This window comes from Chryseobacterium sp. FW101-FHT12H09, from assembly GCF_058790395.1.
Map to the genome: position 1 here is coordinate 309,477 of NZ_JBYTCP010000003.1, position 19,866 is coordinate 329,342.

At 33.9% G+C, this 19,866-nt stretch carries 15 protein-coding genes; 3 read left to right on the forward strand and 12 right to left on the reverse strand.

Annotated elements, in window-relative coordinates:
- Positions 1-9 precede the first annotated feature (9 nt).
- Positions 10-819 (forward strand): hypothetical protein, encoded by an 810-nt coding sequence (locus AC3WRL_RS12155; RefSeq protein WP_492330378.1) that lies wholly within the window; start codon positions 10-12, stop codon positions 817-819.
- Between the two features lie 130 nt (positions 820-949).
- Here AC3WRL_RS12155 and AC3WRL_RS12160 read toward each other — a convergent pair whose 3' ends face one another.
- On the reverse strand, positions 950-1,324 hold the full coding sequence (locus AC3WRL_RS12160) for a helix-turn-helix transcriptional regulator (RefSeq protein WP_492330379.1): 375 nt from the start codon (positions 1,322-1,324) through the stop codon (positions 950-952).
- Between the two features lie 288 nt (positions 1,325-1,612).
- On the opposite strand from AC3WRL_RS12160, the gene AC3WRL_RS12165 reads away from it, so the two are divergent.
- On the forward strand, positions 1,613-2,059 hold the full coding sequence (locus AC3WRL_RS12165) for a KTSC domain-containing protein (protein ID WP_214824148.1): 447 nt from the start codon (positions 1,613-1,615) through the stop codon (positions 2,057-2,059).
- 316 nt (positions 2,060-2,375) lie between these two features.
- On the opposite strand, the gene AC3WRL_RS12170 is transcribed toward AC3WRL_RS12165, so the two are convergent.
- The 4 genes from AC3WRL_RS12170 to AC3WRL_RS12185 form a co-directional block, all read right to left on the reverse strand.
- Positions 2,376-5,561: an efflux RND transporter permease subunit gene (locus AC3WRL_RS12170; protein ID WP_214824146.1), complete on the reverse strand. Its 3,186-nt coding sequence runs from the start codon at positions 5,559-5,561 to the stop codon at positions 2,376-2,378.
- A 6-nt stretch (positions 5,562-5,567) separates the two neighbouring features.
- On the reverse strand, positions 5,568-6,629 hold the full coding sequence (locus AC3WRL_RS12175; protein ID WP_214824143.1) for an efflux RND transporter periplasmic adaptor subunit: 1,062 nt from the start codon (positions 6,627-6,629) through the stop codon (positions 5,568-5,570).
- A gap of 5 nt (positions 6,630-6,634) precedes the next feature.
- On the reverse strand, positions 6,635-7,987 hold the full coding sequence (locus AC3WRL_RS12180; RefSeq protein ID WP_214824140.1) for a TolC family protein: 1,353 nt from the start codon (positions 7,985-7,987) through the stop codon (positions 6,635-6,637).
- Positions 7,988-8,083: 96 nt separating this feature from the next.
- Complete coding sequence (locus tag AC3WRL_RS12185) at positions 8,084-8,677, reverse strand: TetR/AcrR family transcriptional regulator (protein WP_214824138.1); 594 nt, start codon at positions 8,675-8,677, stop codon at positions 8,084-8,086.
- Positions 8,678-8,858: 181 nt separating this feature from the next.
- Between AC3WRL_RS12185 and AC3WRL_RS12190 the strand changes: the two genes are divergently transcribed.
- On the forward strand, positions 8,859-12,887 hold the full coding sequence (locus AC3WRL_RS12190; protein WP_492330380.1) for a DUF7948 domain-containing protein: 4,029 nt from the start codon (positions 8,859-8,861) through the stop codon (positions 12,885-12,887).
- Between the two features lie 37 nt (positions 12,888-12,924).
- Here AC3WRL_RS12190 and AC3WRL_RS12195 read toward each other — a convergent pair whose 3' ends face one another.
- The 7 genes from AC3WRL_RS12195 to AC3WRL_RS12225 all read right to left on the reverse strand — a co-directional run bounded on the left by AC3WRL_RS12195 (position 12,925) and on the right by AC3WRL_RS12225 (position 19,866).
- Complete coding sequence (locus AC3WRL_RS12195) at positions 12,925-13,749, reverse strand: CvfB family protein (protein ID WP_214824132.1); 825 nt, start codon at positions 13,747-13,749, stop codon at positions 12,925-12,927.
- A gap of 292 nt (positions 13,750-14,041) precedes the next feature.
- On the reverse strand, positions 14,042-14,902 hold the full coding sequence (locus AC3WRL_RS12200; RefSeq protein ID WP_492330381.1) for a proline and serine-rich protein 1 family protein: 861 nt from the start codon (positions 14,900-14,902) through the stop codon (positions 14,042-14,044).
- Positions 14,903-15,015: 113 nt separating this feature from the next.
- Positions 15,016-16,419, reverse strand: coding sequence for a dihydrolipoyl dehydrogenase (gene lpdA, locus AC3WRL_RS12205; RefSeq protein WP_214824126.1), 1,404 nt, complete (start codon positions 16,417-16,419; stop codon positions 15,016-15,018).
- A 122-nt stretch (positions 16,420-16,541) separates the two neighbouring features.
- Entirely contained in the window at positions 16,542-16,892 is a 351-nt protein-coding gene (locus tag AC3WRL_RS12210) for a hypothetical protein (protein WP_492330382.1), read from the reverse strand.
- A gap of 35 nt (positions 16,893-16,927) precedes the next feature.
- Positions 16,928-17,599 carry a hypothetical protein gene (locus AC3WRL_RS12215; protein WP_492330383.1) on the reverse strand — a complete coding sequence of 224 codons (672 nt, stop codon included), beginning with the start codon at positions 17,597-17,599 and terminating at the stop codon, positions 16,928-16,930.
- Positions 17,600-17,663: 64 nt separating this feature from the next.
- Positions 17,664-18,773, reverse strand: a complete 1,110-nt coding sequence (locus AC3WRL_RS12220; protein ID WP_492330384.1) for a helix-turn-helix domain-containing protein — start codon at positions 18,771-18,773, stop codon at positions 17,664-17,666.
- A 10-nt stretch (positions 18,774-18,783) separates the two neighbouring features.
- Entirely contained in the window at positions 18,784-19,866 is a 1,083-nt protein-coding gene (locus AC3WRL_RS12225) for a glycosyltransferase (RefSeq protein WP_261512465.1), read from the reverse strand.

Here is a 19,866-nt window from a genome sequence, read left to right on the forward strand (position 1 = left end):
ATTATCAAGATGAATAATAACCGTAATTATACAAAACTTTTCTTCTATGTATCTTTAGTAATGATACTTCTGTCAATCGCCTATCCATTTGTAATGAAATTATTTTTTACTTCTTGGCAAGACAGAGGAGCTGTTGGAGATTCTTTTGGTATTTTAAATACCATTTTTTCAGGTATTGCTTTAGCTGGTGTAATAATAACATTATTAATGCAAAAACAAGATTTAGATAATCAAAAAATTGAGATGCAACTTCAAAGGGATGAGATGGTTAATACCAGAAATGAATTCCTTATAAATAGAGCCACCAATTTAGTCTATAACCAACTGGACAGATTTGAAAGAAGTATCGTAGAGTTTAAAATAGAATATTCTAACCATACATATTTAGGAAATGATGCATTATTATTCCTGTATCGAGAAACTAAAAGATTCACATTCATAGCTAATGGAGATGAAAGTCAAAAAATTCAAAGAATCAAAGCTATAATACTTCATAACCTTAGTATATATGGACCCAATAAAAATAATATAGAAGATTTTGCTCAAAATTCTTATAATTCAGTGCAAGCCTTAAAATATATAATAAATAATATGTCTTTGGGGAAAAAAGAACAAGAGAATTTGAAAGAAATTTTCTTTACTAACATAGGTTTTGTTAAAATGAATGTTCTTAAAAATATTTTAGAGACAATAGATTATGCATTAGAATATAAAAATCAGATAATAGAAATTACCTTACCTAAGCACAATTTATCCGGACTTATGAATGCTGAAATTTTTATAACCGATACTATAAATTTTTATGATAATAAAATTTAACTTTTAAAAATAAACAAAAGTATTAACATATTTCCTATTCGAAAATACTTAATCATTCTATTTATATAGAAAAAATATTAAAAAGACATTCCGATAGAATACATTTTTAATATTATACCTTTTACCCATATTATTCACCCTTTAACCCCTTAACTTCTTCTTTTAACAGATTAATATACTCTTGCAGATTTTTAATAATTTCTACAGCTAAATCATTAGTAATATTTACTGTATGATTACCAAAAACATTTCCATTAACAGAAGACCCCGGGCTATCATTAAATACCGGATTTTCGATAATGACTTTACCTTCATCTTCCTCATAAATCTCCTCAACCGGCACTTCAAGAAAATTAGCAATCTTATCCCATTCCTCATGTATTATTTTCACATCTCCGCCTTCCTTTCTACAGTAATTGGATACATCGGTAGCAATTACATCAGCAATTTGCTGTTGAGTATATCCTTTTTTCTTCCTTAGAACACGTAATTTTTCTTTTTGCATAATCTGCTTTTTTACAAATATAAAAAAAATAAGACTTTGTTTCCTTAAATGCCTATAAGTCATATTTAAAAACAATTTATTCCCAATTGTATTTTATCATTTTATAGTACAAAAGGAGATCAAATAAATTAATATTGAACAAGTTATGCTTTTTAAATTTTAATTGCCTAATTTTGCACCCCGAAATAAGGATTCATATGATGACCTCTTCACTATCAGTATTACACAAATAAATGCTGACGAAGATAGCGATTAGATAGAACCTTAAAAATCAGTAAATATTTAGTTATGAAAAGAGTTGGTGAACACAGAAAGCTTCTTGGGGTTGATAAAACAGTTACTTTAAAAGAGTTAAAGACGATTTATAGAAATACGATGAAAGATTCACATCCTGATAAATTCATCAATGACGAAGCCGGGAAACTGGAAGCAGAAGAAAAAAGCAAATCTGTGATCGAAGCTTACCATTTTTTGGTGAGTATCAACCCGGAAACGCAGGAAAAATATAAAGAAGAATATACGGAAACGATCACAAAATCTATCATTCAGGATTTCTATTTTGAAAAACAGATTTTAAAAGTTCAGCATTTGAATGGCAAAATGTATGAATATATTGGGGTTCCAAGAAATACCTATATTAAAATGGTTAATGCTGATTCACCAAGCCGTTTTGCAAGAAGACACATCTATGGAAGTTTTATTTATAGAAAGTCTGGTGAAGTAATGGCAGATTAATCTTTTCTGTAAAAGATAATGAAGGCTTTCAGTTTGTTCTGGAAGCCTTTTTTGTTATGGAAAAAATGAGATCTTTAAGTTTTGGCTAAATTGTTTATGCTTATTGATAAGCGGGTTAAAACCTGCTCCTATTGATTGACTTTTTCTTTAGCAGATTGAGCAGATGACGCAGATTTTTATCTAGATTTCGACCCACTTTGTCATTCCGTAGGAATCTAAACTTATACCTCAAGTCATAAAACTATTCAATAAAGAATCCAAACAAAAAACCGTATCAAAAATTGATACGGTTTCTAGGTTAATTAAGGTTGTTATATTAATCTAAATGTTTCGGAGTGTATCCGTCTTCACTTAGTTCTTTATGTACATAATCAGCTTTCATTTCAGCATCGTAGTCAGTTTTCTTATGTTGACCCATTCTACGAAGAATTGAATCAAATAAAGAATATACTACCGGTACGATAATCAAGGTAAGGAATAGAGACGATGTCAAACCACCGATAACTACCCATGCCAGACCTTTATTAAATTCAGCTCCTGCTCCACTAGCCAATGCAATTGGCAACATCCCGAAGATCATCGCGATTGTTGTCATAAGGATCGGACGAAGACGGGCATGGTTAGCCTGAACCAATGCATCGTGTGTATTTGATCCGGCTGCTTTTCTGGCATTCGTAAAGTCGACAATCAAGATCGCATTCTTTGCTACCAGACCAATCAACATGATCATCCCTAGCATCGTAAAGATGTTCAGTGAATTCGCAGTTAAGGCAAGGATTACCATTACCCCGATCATCGCCAATGGAATTGAGAACAATACCACAAACGGATAAACGAAACTGTCATACAATGAAACCATTACCAGGTAAACCAATACGATAGCCGCTAATAAAGCAATACCTAACGTACCGAAACCTTCCTGCTGGTTTTCCATATCACCACTCCAGATGTAATCTACCCCGATCGGTTTTTTATCGCTCTTCATGAATTGGTCTGCCCATTCATTGGCAACGTCACCCACTGGTCTACCTACTGCTTTTGCTCTTACTTTTACGGAAGGAGATTTATCTCTACGTTCAAGTAAGCTTGGTCCAGAACCCATTTTTACTTCTGCAAACTGGCTCAAACGAACCTGTTCTCCTTTAGGATTTGTAAACATCAGGTTTTTAACGTCATCGATAGACTGTCTGTTGGCATCTCCGAAACGGATATTAATATCATATTCGTATTCTCCGGCTCTGAATTTCCCATCTGTATTTCCGTTAAATGCAGTCTGCATTGTTTGTCCTACACTTTGAAGATTCAAGCCTAAAGAAGCCATTTTATCTCTGTCGATGTTCACCTGTACTTCAGGGTTACCGGTATCTGTTGATAATTCAGCATCCACCGCTCCAGGAACTTTTTTCAATAGTTCTAGAATTCTTGTAGCCTCTTTTACTGCTGTAGCATTATCCGGAGCTGTTACTACCATTTCGATCGGTGCATTTTCAGCTCCCAGGATACCAATTGGCGCAGTTTTAAATTCAACTCCTGTAAATTTCTCTTCTAAAGCTCTTTTTACTTTAGCCGCTTTAATGTTGGTACTTTCAGCACGCTCAGATTTATCGGTAAGGTTTACCTGAACTTCAGATTGGTAGGTTGTAGCCTGAGCTCCACCAAAACCTGTTGACTGCTGACCTACGGTTGTAATCAGATCCACGACATCTTTATCGTTTCTTAAATATTTCTCAACATCTAATGTTAACTGGTTGGTCTTTTCAACCGTTGCATCTTTTGACAATTCCATTTGAACCAAGAACTGACCACGGTCAATTGGAGGGAAGAATTCACCACCGATAAAACCAAATGCTACCAACATGAATGAAGAGATCAGAATAATAAAAGTGATCACCACTGTTGATATTCTTCTTAATGTTGATTTCAGACACCATTCAAGAATTCCAGTGATCCAGTGTGTGAATTTATCAATCAACCCTTCAAACCAAAGGATGAATTTCTCGAACCAGTTTTTACCTGTTAAATGTTCCAGTTTACCAAATCTTGATGATAACCAAGGAATGATCGTAAATGAAGCTAACAATGATAATAGGGTGGCAATAACTACCGTGACGCAAAACTGCCCCAGGATATTTGCTACCAGACCTGAACTCATCGCAATCGGAAGGAATACCACCACAATTACCAATGTAATCGCCGCAACGGTAAATCCAATTTCCGAAGCTCCGTCATATGCAGCCCTGATCTTACTTTTACCCATCTCCATGTGACGGTAAATGTTTTCCAGTACCACGATCGCATCATCCACAAGGATACCTACCACAAGGGAAAGTCCAAGTAAACTCATCAAGTTCAAAGTATACCCCATCAGGTTCATTCCAATGAAAGCAGCAATTAATGAAGCCGGAATGGAAACCATTACAATGAAGGCATTTCTGATACTGTGAAGGAATAATAACATCACCACTGCCACAAGAATAATCGCTAAGAATAAGTCGAAAATTACGTGGTTGGCAGATTCAAGGGTAAAGTCTGTAGTATCATTTACTACTTTTACTTTTATTCCCTGAACTTTATAGGCTGCTTCTACTGTTGCAATCGTTTTCTGAACACTTTCAGATACGGCAACCGCATTGGCATCCGATTGTTTTTTAACCTGCATTAAGATCGTAGGAAACTGATTGAATCTTGCTACTTTTTCAACATCTTTCTGAGAGTCAAAAACCGTTGCAATATCAGATAAACGAACCTGAGCTCCATCTTTATTAGAAACCACAAGGTTGTTCATTTCCTGAGTCGACTTATATTTTCCTGATAATCTGATCGTAGATTTTGAAGTTCTCGTTTTCAAACTACCTGTAGGGAAATCTAAGTTTGATGAAAGAATAGCCTGTTGTACATCAGCAATGGAAAGTCCATACCCCTGTAACTTTTTCTCATCAAGGTTTACCTGAATTTCTCTTTCCTGTCCACCCACAAGATCAACTTGTGCCACACCATTTACACGAGAGAAAATAGGTTCTATTTTTTTATCTAAAAGGTCATAAAGCTCTTTATTGTTCAATTTATCAGATGAAATACTCATCGTGATAATTGGTAAATCATCCAAGGAGAATTTGTTCAGTGAAGGTGGATCTACATCATCCGGAAGATCTTTAAGAACTGCATTTACCTTACGCTGAGCATCATTCAAAGCATAATCTACATCCGCTCCATCGTTCAGCTGAACCATGATTACAGATAAACTTTCGTATGAAGAAGATTCTACTTTTTTTACGTTTTCCAAAGATCCAACGGCGTCCTCAATCTTCCGGGTAACGGAAGTTTCCACCTCTGCAGGAGAAGCTCCAGGATAGGTCGTAGAAATCGTTACCATATTGGTTTCGAACTTCGGAATCAATTCGTATCCCATGAGTGTATAACTCAGGATACCTCCCAATGTCAGAATTGTAAATAATACAATAACTAACGATGGTCTTTTAATCGATATTTCTGCTAACTTCATGGTCTACTACTTTACAATATTGATTTTTGACCCGTTATCCAAGTTGATCTGTCCACTGGTAATTACCTGTTGTCCATCAGTAAGACCAGATAAAACCTGTACTTTATCTCCGTATACTTTTCCAATCGTTACTTTGATCAGTTTGGCAGTTCCGTTTTGAACAACAAATAACTGACCTGAACTTACTCCATTTACGAATGCTTCTGAAGGAACAGTTAACATATTTTGAGTTTCAGCTCCGTGATTGGTTTTAAATATCGCTGTAGCATACATACCTGCTTTCAGTTGTCCGTTATTTTGAATCTCAATTTCAACCGGGAAATTTAAAGAAGCATCACTCTTAGGAGCAATAAATGTAATTCTTCCACTGAAAGAACCTTCTGGTAAAACATTTACGTTAATTGGAACCTCCTGACCCAATTGAATTCTTCCAATCTGGCTTTCGTCCACTAATACAGAAAGTTTTAAGCTGTTGATATTAACAATTTCAAACATTGAATTTCCTATTGCAACAACACTTCCCGGTTCAACCATTTTTTTGTTTACGGTACCGCTGATACCTGCACGGATGCTTGTATCATTTACTCTTACTCCCTGGGCTTTTACGGCAGCCTGCATATTTTTTAACTGTAATCTTGAGTTATCCAATTGTTGCTTGGTAACACCACCAGTCTTGTATGCATTTTCATAACGTTGGTTATCTATAATGGCATTTTGTAAGTTGTTCTGAGCCTGTGTTACATCAACTTCGATAGCATCTCTTTTAATAGTTGCTAAAGTCTGACCAGCAGAAACTCTTGAACCTTCTTTTACCAAAACACTCACGATACGTCCGGCAATTTCAGAAGCCTGATTCATTTCCTGCTTTGGTAAAAAAGTACCGTTAGCAGAATAATCTGTATCTATATTTTCTCTTTTTACAGTAACAACATTCACATTGATCTTGTCAACCTGTTTTGCAACTTCTTTAACTTCCTGCGTCTGTTTTTCCTTGTTTCCTGCAATCTTATATGCCGCTAAACCTATAAGTACGGCTGCTACGATGATATATATTAAAGTTTTTTTCATTTTAGTTATGGGTTTTGTAGTGTGTTTAATTCTCCTTTAGCTTTAATTAATTTGATCTCAGCCTGCTTATAATCTAACAATGCATTTGAATAATTCTGTTTCGCTTCTGTTAAAGCATTTTCAGAATCCAAAACTTCTGTAAGCGTAGCCAAACCGTTCTGGTAATTGGATTGAGTATTTTTCTGTACTCTTTCTGCAAGGCCTACATTATCTTTCATGCTCTGGATATTAATGATTGAATTCTCCATATTGGAAATTGCATTTTTATAATCCAAACTTAAACTTAACTGGGTATTCTGAATATCCTGATCTAAATCCTGAATATCAATTTCCGCCTGTTGGATCTTAGCTTTTGTAGCACCACCTGTGAAGATCGGAACATTTATATTCAATCCTATTGCAGAATAATCACTCCAAAGTACACCATTACTCAGACCATTGGTAAGAGGAAATTTCTTTCCTGTTGCAGCCCACGCATAGTTTGCCTGAAGACTTACAGTAGGATAAAGATAAGCTTCCGTCGCTTTCTTATTAAACACAAGAAGTTCTCTGTTTTTGTTCTTTACTTTCAGCTCTAAACGATCGTCCAGATTCACATTGCTCATAATAAGCTCAGGTCTTGGTTCAATCGTTTTTTCTTCAAGTTCGATTTTGGTATCAATAGGAACTCCCATATAAAACTTCAAAGCGTTTTTTGAAAGTTCTACGGAATTGATCAGTTGCTGTCTGTTTGATCCAATATTAGTCAGCTGTACATTTGTACGGTCGAGATCAATAGATTTGGCCAATCCATTATCCAATAAGCTTTTGATCACATTTCTTACCCTTTCGGTGTTTGAATAACTTACTTCTACCGTTTTAAGGTTTTCTTCCTGTACAAAAACCTGATAATAAGCCGTCGCTACATTTTCAATGATCTGTTCATTGGTCAATTGAGCATTCAGGATGTAAAACTCTCTTGTTGATTTTGCAGCTTTAAGACCAGTAAAAACTCTTTGATCAAATAGAGCCTGCTGAACATTTATTCCTGCATTGGTGCTCCAAGGCTGTCCCAACTGAGCTGTTATCCTTTGTCCACCAAATTCCAGCAACGACTGCTGAATAATAGGATTATAGGTTAAGGCAGCAGTACCAGTAACTTGAGGTAATGCCCCTGCTCTAGCTTCATCAATTTTGTATTCAGCTTTTTTGATCTGTAAAGCAGCTTTTTTGGCTTCTGCTTTATTTTGGAGCGCCTGCTTGATAGCTTCCTGTAAAGAAACCTGCTGTTGGGCAGACACTGATGAATAGCCGAAAATCATAAATGCTGCAGCTATCCCAATTTTTAGCTTGATTGCAGTTATACGTTTTCTTTTCATAATTTATTACTTCGTTTATTTTTTAATAGAATGTTGTTCTCAAAATACTTTATTCCTAAAGGACGTATCATATTTAAAAATACTTTAAGTTTTTAACTAATTTTTAAATAACATGTTAAGTATGATCTCTTTTCGCTCTGATATAATCTTATCAAATTCTTTATCACTTATCATTAGATTCTCCATTAAAAGAGGTCGTATGGCACTTGGAAAAACTAAAAGGGAAACCATATTTAATATAAACTGAATGGGTTTCATTCTTTCAATATTTCCCAATTCCATTTCCTTTTCAATATCTTCATACATCTTTTTCAAATCCTCCTCTTCAATATCTTTCTGGTGGCAGTTTCCTTTATTGATCTGTGAAACAATATATGTTTCCAGATAAGGATATTGTAAGCTTGTAGCCAAACTGCCTTCTATAAACTGGCTCATCTTTTCTTTAAATGGTAAAGAAGAGTTCTGAATAATCTTAGATTTCTCCTGTTCTACCTTCTGCGCTTCATTAAAAACGATCTGCATCAGATTATCTCTGGAACGGAAATAGTAATTAATAAGCGTTCTGTTTACCCCGGCTTCATCTGCAATCTCTTGCGTAGTAGCATCAAATTTCCCTTTCACAAAGAATAAATTCTTCGCGGTTTCTTTGATCAATTCTTGTGTTTGGTCTTTTTTTGCTTGGTTTGACATTTTTGTTAAACAAATTTGTGCAAATGTAAATCAAAATTTTTTTTTGACAAAATTGTTAAACAAAATAATTAAACAATTATTATGATTTACATCATGTTTTAAAACAAACAGTTAGAGATTAATGATTCTTAATCCCGATAAAGTGAGGTGTTTTTATATATTTGCCGAAAATTAATAATCGATGCGGAAAATTTTATTTCTTTTCTCTGTTTTATGTTGCACTTTTTTGTTTTCTCAAACTAAACCCACAAATGACACCCCCTATTATTTTTACGAAAACAAAGGCCAGATCATTGATCAGAATGGAAAAGAAAATGCTGATGTAAAATATCTTTTTATATCAAATGGTCTCAATGTACAATTAAAGAAAAATGGATTTTCATATGATGTCTATCAGGTTGAAAAACTAAAAGAAGCCCCCTCCAAAGAAAAAAAACAAAATCTATCTGATGAAAAACTGGATAAATTAAAATATAAATACCACAGAATAGATATTGATTTAATTGGTTCCAATTCTAATGTTGAACTTATTTCTGATGAGCAATCTTCTGATTACGAAAATTTCTATAATATCCCCAACAAACCCAATGGAGTTCTGAAAGTTTATAGATTTAAAAAAATTACCTATAAAAATATATACAATAATATAGATCTGGTATTTTTTAAACCAAAAGATACTTTAAAACCAATAGAATATAATTTTATTGTAAGACCAGGTGGCAAAATATCTGATATTAAAATGAAGTTTTATGGTTGTAAAACTTCGTTGGACAAAGGGAAAATAAATATGAAACTCCGCTTTGGTGATATGCAGGAGAATATTCCTCTTTCATGGTTGGTAGATGGTGATAAAAAACAAGATACTCATATAAAATTCATCCAAATCAAAAATAACACTTATGGATTTGAAGGAAAACAAGATCTATACAATAAAACATTAATAATTGACCCTGTTCCAACACCCCTATGGATTAAAAATTCACCAAATTGGGTTTGGCACGATAGTTCATACTGCCGCGTATTAGCAAACGCAAATCAAGAAGTTTATTCAAGTTTCACAACCATTGCAAGGTATAATGTTGCTACTAATACATATAATGTAATGGATTCTAATTCTCAAAACTATGGATATATTTCAAAATTTGATCCATTAGGAAATAAAATTTGGGGAGTATTTTTAGGAAATCATCATTTTGATTATAGTGGTGATGAAACAAATTTATTAAAAGATATCGCTATTAATAGCAATAATGAAATATATGCAGTTGGACATGCAAGAGACTCGACGAATGGTACAAATACAATAACGACACCAGGAGCTCATAAGGAACATTCATCATATGTAAATCCCATCTATTATGCTGAAAACGAGGATGCATTTATTATAAAATTCAATGATAGTGGGACTAAAATATGGGGCACTTATTTCGGAGGGGATAATGCAGATACTATAAATTCACTTGTGCTTGACTCTAGTGAGAATTTAATATTGGGAGGTTTTGCGGTAGGAAATAATGGAATCACAACCCCTAACGCTGCAGTTCCAACCAATTCTAATGTATATAATGGAATTTCATTTATTGCTAAATTTTCTCTTGCAGGCCAGCAAATTTATGGATCTTATTTTAATTTAAGAGATGGTATAAAAAAGATTGATCGTGATAATGCAAACAATATCTATTTAGCGGGAACTGTTTATAGAAATTATAATACGAGTGGACAGGCTACAGCTGGCACCCATCAACAAACTATAATTGGTGAAGCCAATACTTATCTGGCAAAGCTTGACAGCAATTTTCAATTTTTGTGGTCAACTTACTATGGTGGAAGAGATGGATATGGCATTCAAAGCAATTCAGATGAAGGAGTAACATCCGTAAGTGATTTAAAAATAGATAAGGACAATAATGTAATTCTGCTGGGTGAAACCACGGCACATGAAAAAATTTCAACTCCAGGAACCCACCAGACTCAATACAATGGATATGTTGGTAATGATATCTATTTGACAAAGTTCAATCCTACTGGAAATCAAATATGGGGAACTTATTTTGGTGCAACAACAGGTAACGCCGTAGATGATGATCAAGCATACGGCCTTTCTATAGATGACACCAATAATATATTATTTTGTGGCCGCACATTCAATAATATTCAAATAGCAACTCCAAATGGATTTTTGCCAACAAACAATGGGGGTTATAATGGGGGATTTTTCACCAAATTTAGTACAGTAGGTAATCAAATATGGGGATCTTATTTTTATGGTGAAATTAATTCTATTTATGCCAAAAGTAATAATATTTATACCCTTGGAGCTACTCAAACAAATAATAATTTTGCTAAATTTTATGATTGTAGTGTTGGAATTTCTGCTACATCAAACTCTCCGGTTTGTATCAATTCATCCATCCAATTAAATGCAACCGGCGGAACAACATTCAATTGGACAGGACCAAATGGATTTACTTCTAATCTGCAAAACCCAACAATTCCAAATGCTACAGTAGCCAATTCGGGAACGTACACCTGCCATATTTCTGGTTCACTAGGTTGCGATGGAACTTTTACTGTAAATGTAGTAGTTGGAGATAATATAGCACCAATTCCCAATATTGCAAACTTACCAGATATCACAGGAGATTGTCATACAACAATTTCTAATTTTCCTGCCGCAACAGATAATTGCGCTGGAGTTATCAATGCTACAACTACGGACCCACTTTCTTATTCGATTCCTGGAACATATGTCGTTCATTGGGCCTATAATGATGGTCATGGGAATACGGCAATACAAAATCAGAATGTAATTATCAGTTCCCCAGCTCTTCCTGTAACAACAAATCCAACACAAATATTTTGTGCAACAAATCAGCCCAAAGTTTCTGACCTCCAAATTACAGGTCAAAATATCAAATGGTATGATGTAACAGGAAACATTTTGCCTCCAACAACTCCACTTGTAACCGGGCAGACCTATTATGCATCACAAACCATTAATGGATGTGAAAGTAATAAAACAGCCATTCAGGTAACCGTAAATACGACTCCTAAACCAACAGCCAATACAGCTCAGGATTTTTGTGCCTCAATAAATCCAACCTTGACAAATCTAGTAGTTACAGGAACTTCCCTGGTATTTTATGATGGAGCAGGAAACATTCTACCACTTAGTACAACATTAATTCACGGACAAACTTATTTTGTAACACAAACTATAAATGGATGTGAATCTGAGAAACAAGCTATTGCAGTTACTTTATCGGTGAATAATGTTCCTGCTCAGGATCTCACAGCTGCGATATGCAATGACACAACAGGAGCTACAATGAGTATTAATCTTCATTCATATGAAGCCAATATCATTGCTAATCCAAACAATTATACTTTTGTTTATACGGACAGTACTGGAAATATTATTCCAAACCCATCCAGTTATATAATGAGCATCGGTTCCACCGTTATTCATGTAAAAGTATCTACCGCTGATGGATGTTTCACCGTGGTAAGATTGAGTTTAACATTAAATCCAAAACCGAAGATCAACTTTCCGGATCAGCTTGATTTTTGTCAGGGTAAGACTATAACTTTAGATGCAGGAGCCGGATTCACATCGTACCTTTGGAATACGGGAGCGACTACACAAACGATTGTGGTTTCAACTCCAGGAAATTATTCAGTGAAAGTGACTAATAGTTTCGGTTGTGAAAACATTGCCAGTACACAAGTCAGCTACTCTATTCTGGCAGAGATTGTTTCTGTAACCATTACCAATAATTCCGCAACAATACTTCTTTCAGCAACCGGAAACTATGAATATTCGTTAGATAATATCAACTGGCAGGATTCTAATGTATTTACCAATCTGAGTATGGGAGAATACATTGTTTATGTAAGAACGAAATCAGGATGTATCATTGGACAAAAAAACTTTTCTATTTTTAATATTCCGAACATGATCACGCCTAATGGTGATGGCTTCAACGACAAATGGAGAATAAAAGGTCTGGAAAATTATACTGGAACTGAAATAGGAGTCTATGACAGAAAAGGCATCCCGGTATTTAAAGACATCATTAATAAAAAACCCTTTGAGTGGGATGGAAAATACAATTCAACTCCATTATCAACAGGAAATTATTGGTACCTAATAAAAGTATCAGACGGAAGGATATATAATGGATGGTTACTCATTAAAAACAGAGACTAAAATAAAAAACGAGCAGAAATTTCTGCTCGTTTTGTTTTTATAATAATCTAATTTTATCTTCTAAAATATCGATAATTTTATCTTTATAGAGTCCTCCAATCGCTTTCTTGAAGTTCTTTTTACTCATCTGGATCTCATCTTTGATCTCTTCAGGAGAGGACTTGTCTGATAAATGAAGAAGTCCATAATTTTCTTCAAGCTTGTTAAGGATCTTTTGTTTAAACTCATCAACGTTTTCAAATCCTTCAGGCTGTAAAGAAACATCTATCTTACCATCTTCACGGATTGTTTTAATATACCCTGTTTCTTCAGATAATGGATACAGTTTTTTGAAAACATCAGAAGCATAAATCAATCCGATATATTTTTTATTGATGATCACATTCCAGCCTATTTCGCTTTCATTCATCATGATCAAATCTACTTTATCGCCTTTTTGGAATGGCAGATTTTCATATTGAGGATTTCTTTTGAATTTTGTGGTCCCTGTAATCAGGTCCATATCTTCATCTACATAAAGATATACAAGATATCTCTTTGCTTCAATGATCTTGGATTTTTGCTGTTTGTAAGGAATAAATAAATCTTTAATAATTCCCCAATCCATAAAAGCTCCACTAGGAAGACTTTCTACACAGCTCATTACAGCAAACTCTCCCACTTCAGCCAATGGAATTTCGGTTGTTGCTTTTAATTTACCATCATCCTGATAAACAAAAACCTCAACCTCATCATCAATTTCTTTATCTTCCTGAGTGAACACCTTAGGCAAAAAAGCTTTTTCACCAGATTCATCACTTAAGATCCATCCTGAATTATTTTTTTCTGAAATTTTTAAAGTCTGAGTTCTTCCGAGTTGCATTAATGATTGAATTAGTCTGCAAAGGTACGGAAATATAAAATTAATCATTAATAAATAATCATTGAAGGTAGATAAATCCATATTCTATAGAACCAAGAATAAGCTATCACTCTTTAATTTCAAGCATCTCAATACAGGTTTTTATGATTTAAAAATTGATAAAGAAAAAAAATTTTAAAGGAATTACTTTTGGAGTACAGTTTAATATGGCTCCGGTAAAATCATCTAAATTTTATGAGAAAATGAGATTGATACAATAAAAAAGAGAAGCACTACGCTTCCCTTCCTTTTATCATGATTTTGTTACAAATTCCATCAATTCCCGTTTGCTGCTATCGAAATCAAAGGCATCATAAACCAAAAAATATTTGTTTTTATCTGCACAATTACGATACATAGATTTAGCCAGCGCCAATTTATTTTTATCAAAACTTAAAGACTTTACCAGGTCTCTTATTTGCCGAGAAGAAAACATTGAATTACGCATTTGCTGATTGATCATACGAATTTTTCCATCATCAAATTTCTCATTGTCTTGCAACATTTCAAAAAACTGACTAAAAGTACGATCATCCATCGCATTTCCTGACTGATTCCAATTTCCTGATTGATTCCCATAAGGATCATTCCATACATCATTCCAATCATTAAAACCATAAGACTGGCTCTTGACAGGATATGAATCCAATAGATACAATCCTTCATTCGTAAAAAAATCCAATACCAATCTGTTATTATTCCGAAGCATTAAAGTGGTTTTATAAATTAGAAAACCATTATCATAAATGGATATTGGCATTCTACCAGACTGCAAATCAAAAAAACGATACTTACCCGAACCATTAGAAATTGCCTGATCTCCTAATTCAACGGTAAAGTAACCCAATTCTGGAATTCTTAGAAAAACTTCGGCATAACCGTAGTTTTGATTCCATTGATAATTTGGAGTCCTGAAACCATTATTTTGATTATTCTGATTCCTAAAACCTGAATTATTTTTGTTGCTGTTTTTATTATCGAAACCTTGTGTTCTTGCAGATTGCATTTCTGTCTTTGAAGCTTCATTTTTTAAGAGTTCACCTGCTTTTCCAGCTTCCTGAGCAAAAGAATAAATTCCGGCAAACAATACTAAACCAATAAATATTTTTTTCATTTATTTTACTTTATAATGTGCATCTCTATTTCTATGCCAAAAAAAAGAGAAACCTAAAATAGGTTTCTCTTTTTTTATTTAAATCTTGAAATTTTTAATCTTTCAATAAAATATTAGATATGAATAGGTCTCTTACCTGTAGCATCCAATGCAGCTTCTTTAATAGCTTCTGCATATGTTGGGTGAGCATGAGAACTTCTTGCAACATCTTCAGCACTTGCACGGAATTCCATTGCAATTACGCCTTCTGCAATTAAGTCAGCTGCTCTGGCTCCGATGATATGCATTCCTAAAATCTCGTCCGTTTTTTCATCAGCGATGATTTTAACCAACCCATCAACATCACCACTTGCACGGCTTCTTCCTAAAGCTCTCATTGGGAATGAACCAACTTTAATAGCAACACCTTCTTCTTTCAGTTGCTCTTCAGTTTTACCAACACCAGCAACTTCAGGCCATGTATAAACAACACCAGGAATTAAGTTATAGTTGATATGTGGCTTTTGACCTGCTAATATTTCAGCAACCAAAGTACCTTCCTCACTCGCTTTATGAGCAAGCATCGCTCCTTTGATCACATCTCCGATCGCGTAGATATTAGAAACGTTAGTTTGTAAGTGATCGTTTGTTTTTACTCTTCCTCTTTCATCAAGCTCAACACCTGCTTTTTCAAGGCCAAGACCTTCTGTATAAGGCTTTCTTCCTACAGAAACTAAACAATAATCTCCTTCTACAACTACTTCTTCTCCTTTTTTATCTTTAGCGGTAACTTTTACAGTATCTCCATTTCTCTCCACTGCAGAAACAGCCGTAGAAAGCATAAACTTCATTCCTTGTTTCTTAAGAACTTTTGTCAATTCTTTACTTAATGCACCGTCCATTCCAGGAATGATCTTGTCCATAAACTCAACTACTGTTACCTGAGCTCCTAATCTTAAATATACGGAACCTAATTCAAGACCGATTACACCCCCTCCGATTACTACTAAATGCTTAGGGATTTCTTTAAGGGCCAACGCTTCTGTAGAAGTGATCACTCTTTCTTTATCAAGCGTAATGAAAGGAAGTGAAGACGGCTTAGAACCTGTTGCAATGATTGTATATTTTGATTCAATCGTTTCAGAAGAACCATCGTTTTTAGTTACTTTGATCTGAGTAGCAGATTCAAAACTTCCCAATCCTTCAAAAACAGTGATTTTATTTTTGTCCATCAAAAACTGGATTCCCTTAGTTGTCTGATCTACAACTTCGTTTTTACGCTCTATCATTCTTGCAATATCTGCCTGCGGCTCATTGATAATGATTCCGTGGCTCGCAAAATTATGCTTTGCATTTTCGAAATGTTCAGAACTATCTAAAAGTGCTTTTGAAGGAATACATCCAACGTTAAGACAAGTTCCGCCTAAAGTTGAATATTTTTCAATAATTGCTGTTTTGAAGCCTAATTGTGCAGCACGAATAGCAGCAACATAACCACCAGGACCAGAACCTATTACGGTAACATCGAATTGACTCATGTTATTTTATGAATTTGTTATTATTATCTATCTTAAGTCTCACAAATTTAATGATAAATTACCAAGCACCAAAGTGAGATTTATCAATTTTAAAATACCACCCGTTATCCATTTTCTGAAAGTTATAAATCAACATATACTTTCCCTTTTCCTATTGCTCCTGTATGCGAAAAATAAGACCCACCATAAAGATACCATTCCATGTTTTCAATATAATCTATGGCATTTTCAGGAGTAATTTTTTCAATATTTTTATCATTAATAATTCCTCGGTACCACCTTCCTGATCTGGAAAAAGATTCATATTCAACAAAATATTTAACCCATTTTCTTTTACAGCTTCTGCATGTTTCAATCGTTATTTCACCATATCTTCCATTGGTATGGTCCGTTCCCAATTCATAACTATCATAATCTTTATAATTAAAAGGTGGTTTTTCGCATGCACAGTTGATTTTTGAGACCGGATTCATAGATTTAATCTTAGACTGGAAAGCAATATAGTAATTTATTTAAAATCGACAGGAGATTTTTGCAAATGCTGTCTCTTATTTTTCCGGTAAATCTGTATGATAAAAAGTACCATCACAAATGTCATCAACATGGAAGGGAGTATCTGACTATAAGGTTTGTAATCTGGTAAAACTGTACCTATAAAAGCTGATAATAATCCACTTAATGCACTGATCATCTTACAGGAATGTTCATACATCCAAAGGTTACCATATTTGAATTTAGGAATCGAGTATCTTACTACATCATAGAAAATAACCAGAAATAAATATCCTACTGTTGAATAAATAACAACAGGACTCCAATAAAAACCAAGAGATTTCAAATAATATAAAAAAAATAATGTGATGACCATTGCCAGTATCATTACTAACACATCCTGTAGGTATAAAGTATTGGTCTTTATTTTCACAATTCTTACTCCCGAATACGTATTGTAACCCGCCAAAACTGTGATCACTAGTAAAAATAAATTACGCTTGAAAACTACAACTCCTAAAATACCTGTAATAATGATCAAAACCATAAAGAATACAAACAAAACACCTGCTTTTTTATGAAATAGTGTTCCTTTCTTTTTAAGCAGAATAAGAAAACCGATAGAAAGCGCAATAGTCCCGCTTATAACATGAATGATAATATTGGTTAAATGAAAATTTGCGTCCATATATTTTTGAATGCAAAAATCATTAAAACACCTATCTTATTCGTCTTATTCTATAGATCAGGACCTAATTCGTTTGGGAAAATCTCTTATATTCAGAAGGTGTCATACCTGTTTCTTCTTTAAATATTTTATTGAAAGTTGATTTTGAATTAAAACCACATTCATAAGCAATACCCAGAATAGAATATCGGTTATATTCACGATTCTTCAGCCTACATTTTACTTCTTCTACCCGATACGCATTGACAAACTTATAAAAATTAGTATCCAATGTCTGATTGATGATTTGTGAAAGCTGATTTGTTGATAAACCCAATGAAGCGGATAAAACGGAAAGGCTGAGTTCTTCATTAAGATATGGTTTTTCATCAGCCATGTAGGCGAGTACATTTTGGGATAGTCCAACGAGTTTATCATCGGGCAAAGCAGTCTTTTCCTTATTCTCATTAGTGAAAGAAATATTCTGATTGATAACAATGCTTTGTCTTAAACTGAAAAACACAATACAGGATATATAGATTGCCTGTACTGCACCCACTATTTTAAAAATATGACTGATAGGAATTGCATTTAATTTTGTCCCAAATGATATAATCCCGATAACGATGAAAAAAAGAATAATAAGAGAAAGAATGATGTATTGCATCCAGTTTAAATTAATCTTCTCTAAAGTTGAATAATATTCAGGAAGGAGCTTTTGGTATTTTTTCAATGCTAAAAAACTGAAGATTATATATAGTATCGGAGCAACTGCCATCGGCAAAGTCAGTGCATTAATAAGCAGGTTGTTTCCCCGGGCACTAAAATAAGGGATGCCATCAATGAATACAATTTTTTCATAAAAGATGGAAACCATTATGAAAACAAAATTATAAACTATGAAAAACAGGGCATGTTTCAGAATGTATGTGAACCTAAATTGGATATTAAAAGTCATCGAAATCACATACAGATAGAGCATAGCTACACTGAGTACGGGCAGTGTAAACCCAAAACTCTGTAAACTTGCAGGAAGGAAATTGGAAAATGCATAATAACTCAGATTGGTTATGCAGACTAGTAACCATAAGATCAAATAATGATCATCATGCCTTTTCCGTTTTTTTGAAAAAAGAAGAAGTATACATAAAAGCGCCACTGCTATTCCTGAAAAAGAAACCCCTTCAATGATCATAACTATTAAATTACCTGTTCATAAGGTCTAACAGCACTTTCTCATATTTATCCAGGATAATATTCTTTGAAAACCTTGATTTAATAGAATTTTTAATAGCGTCTTTATCGTACGTTTTATGTAAAATACTCATGATCTTTTGAGAAAAATCTTCATGATTATCAATATCAGAAACTTCGCCATTAACCTGATGCTGGATGATCTCATTAATTCCTCCGGGACAATTATTAGCTAAAGCGTAAGTTCCACAGGCTCCGGCTTCCAATAATACATTGGGAAAACCTTCATATCTCGATGAAAGTATAAAGAGATCTGCATATTTTAAATATTGATATGGATTTTCCTGCCTTCCATGAAAGAAAACATGTTTTAGTCCCAGAAAATCTTTCATCTGATGCAAGATCTCCCGATCTTTACCGTCACCTAAAATATGGAGTAAAATATTTTCGTTTTTTAATCTTGAAAAAACTTTCAACAGATTATCAAATCCTTTTCTGGAAGATAAATTTCCAATCGCTACAACATTCTTATAATTGTATTTGAAACATTCCGGTTTTTTAGAAATAGATAGCTTCTGATCAATAAAATCAAAATCTACAGGGTTATTTATTTTTACGATCTTATGAGTCTGTATATTGAAATTCTTCGTCAGATCCTTCATCATATCATCACTTTGCGCAATGATCTGCTGATAGTTATTATAAAATTTATAGAAAAACCTGATCTCTTTACGGGTAACATGCTCACTCACCACATTGGTTTCCCTGGCGATAAATTTAGTCCTTGGAAAAAGCTTTATAAATAAAGATAAATAGGCATTGACTTCTCCAAATCCAGAAAATACAATATCAGGTTTTCTTCGATAGATTTCCGAAAGAATAGGTTTTAATGAATGTCTGATTCTTTCCGTATTGATATCAATGATTTCAACATCTTTTTTGAGGAATTCAAGGTATCCACCCTGTTTACGCAAAAGCAAAATCTTAGGTTCAAAACGATCCCTTGAAAGATGATTTGCAATAGTGGTAATAATCCTTTCTGCGCCTCCGGTTTCTAAGTCCGGCAGAATAAATATAACAGAAATTTTTTTCAT

Excerpts from the sequence above, each read along its gene's own strand:
- AC3WRL_RS12160 (WP_492330379.1), bottom strand. The coding sequence starts at position 1,324 with ATGCAAAAAGAAAAATTACGTGTTCTAAGGAAGAAAAAAGGATATACT.
- AC3WRL_RS12220 (WP_492330384.1), bottom strand. The coding sequence starts at position 18,773 with ATGATCATTGAAGGGGTTTCTTTTTCAGGAATAGCAGTGGCGCTTTTA.
- AC3WRL_RS12225 (WP_261512465.1), bottom strand. The coding sequence starts at position 19,866 with ATGAAAAAAATTTCTGTTATATTTATTCTGCCGGACTTAGAAACCGGA.
- lpdA (WP_214824126.1), bottom strand. The coding sequence starts at position 16,419 with ATGAGTCAATTCGATGTTACCGTAATAGGTTCTGGTCCTGGTGGTTAT.
- AC3WRL_RS12190 (WP_492330380.1), top strand. The coding sequence starts at position 8,859 with ATGCGGAAAATTTTATTTCTTTTCTCTGTTTTATGTTGCACTTTTTTG.
- AC3WRL_RS12165 (WP_214824148.1), top strand. The coding sequence starts at position 1,613 with ATGAAAAGAGTTGGTGAACACAGAAAGCTTCTTGGGGTTGATAAAACA.
- AC3WRL_RS12215 (WP_492330383.1), bottom strand. The coding sequence starts at position 17,599 with ATGGACGCAAATTTTCATTTAACCAATATTATCATTCATGTTATAAGC.
- AC3WRL_RS12210 (WP_492330382.1), bottom strand. The coding sequence starts at position 16,892 with ATGAATCCGGTCTCAAAAATCAACTGTGCATGCGAAAAACCACCTTTT.
- AC3WRL_RS12195 (WP_214824132.1), bottom strand. The coding sequence starts at position 13,749 with ATGCAACTCGGAAGAACTCAGACTTTAAAAATTTCAGAAAAAAATAAT.
- AC3WRL_RS12200 (WP_492330381.1), bottom strand. The coding sequence starts at position 14,902 with ATGAAAAAAATATTTATTGGTTTAGTATTGTTTGCCGGAATTTATTCT.
- AC3WRL_RS12175 (WP_214824143.1), bottom strand. The coding sequence starts at position 6,629 with ATGAAAAAAACTTTAATATATATCATCGTAGCAGCCGTACTTATAGGT.
- AC3WRL_RS12170 (WP_214824146.1), bottom strand. The coding sequence starts at position 5,561 with ATGAAGTTAGCAGAAATATCGATTAAAAGACCATCGTTAGTTATTGTA.
- AC3WRL_RS12180 (WP_214824140.1), bottom strand. The coding sequence starts at position 7,987 with ATGAAAAGAAAACGTATAACTGCAATCAAGCTAAAAATTGGGATAGCT.
- AC3WRL_RS12155 (WP_492330378.1), top strand. The coding sequence starts at position 10 with ATGAATAATAACCGTAATTATACAAAACTTTTCTTCTATGTATCTTTA.
- AC3WRL_RS12185 (WP_214824138.1), bottom strand. The coding sequence starts at position 8,677 with ATGTCAAACCAAGCAAAAAAAGACCAAACACAAGAATTGATCAAAGAA.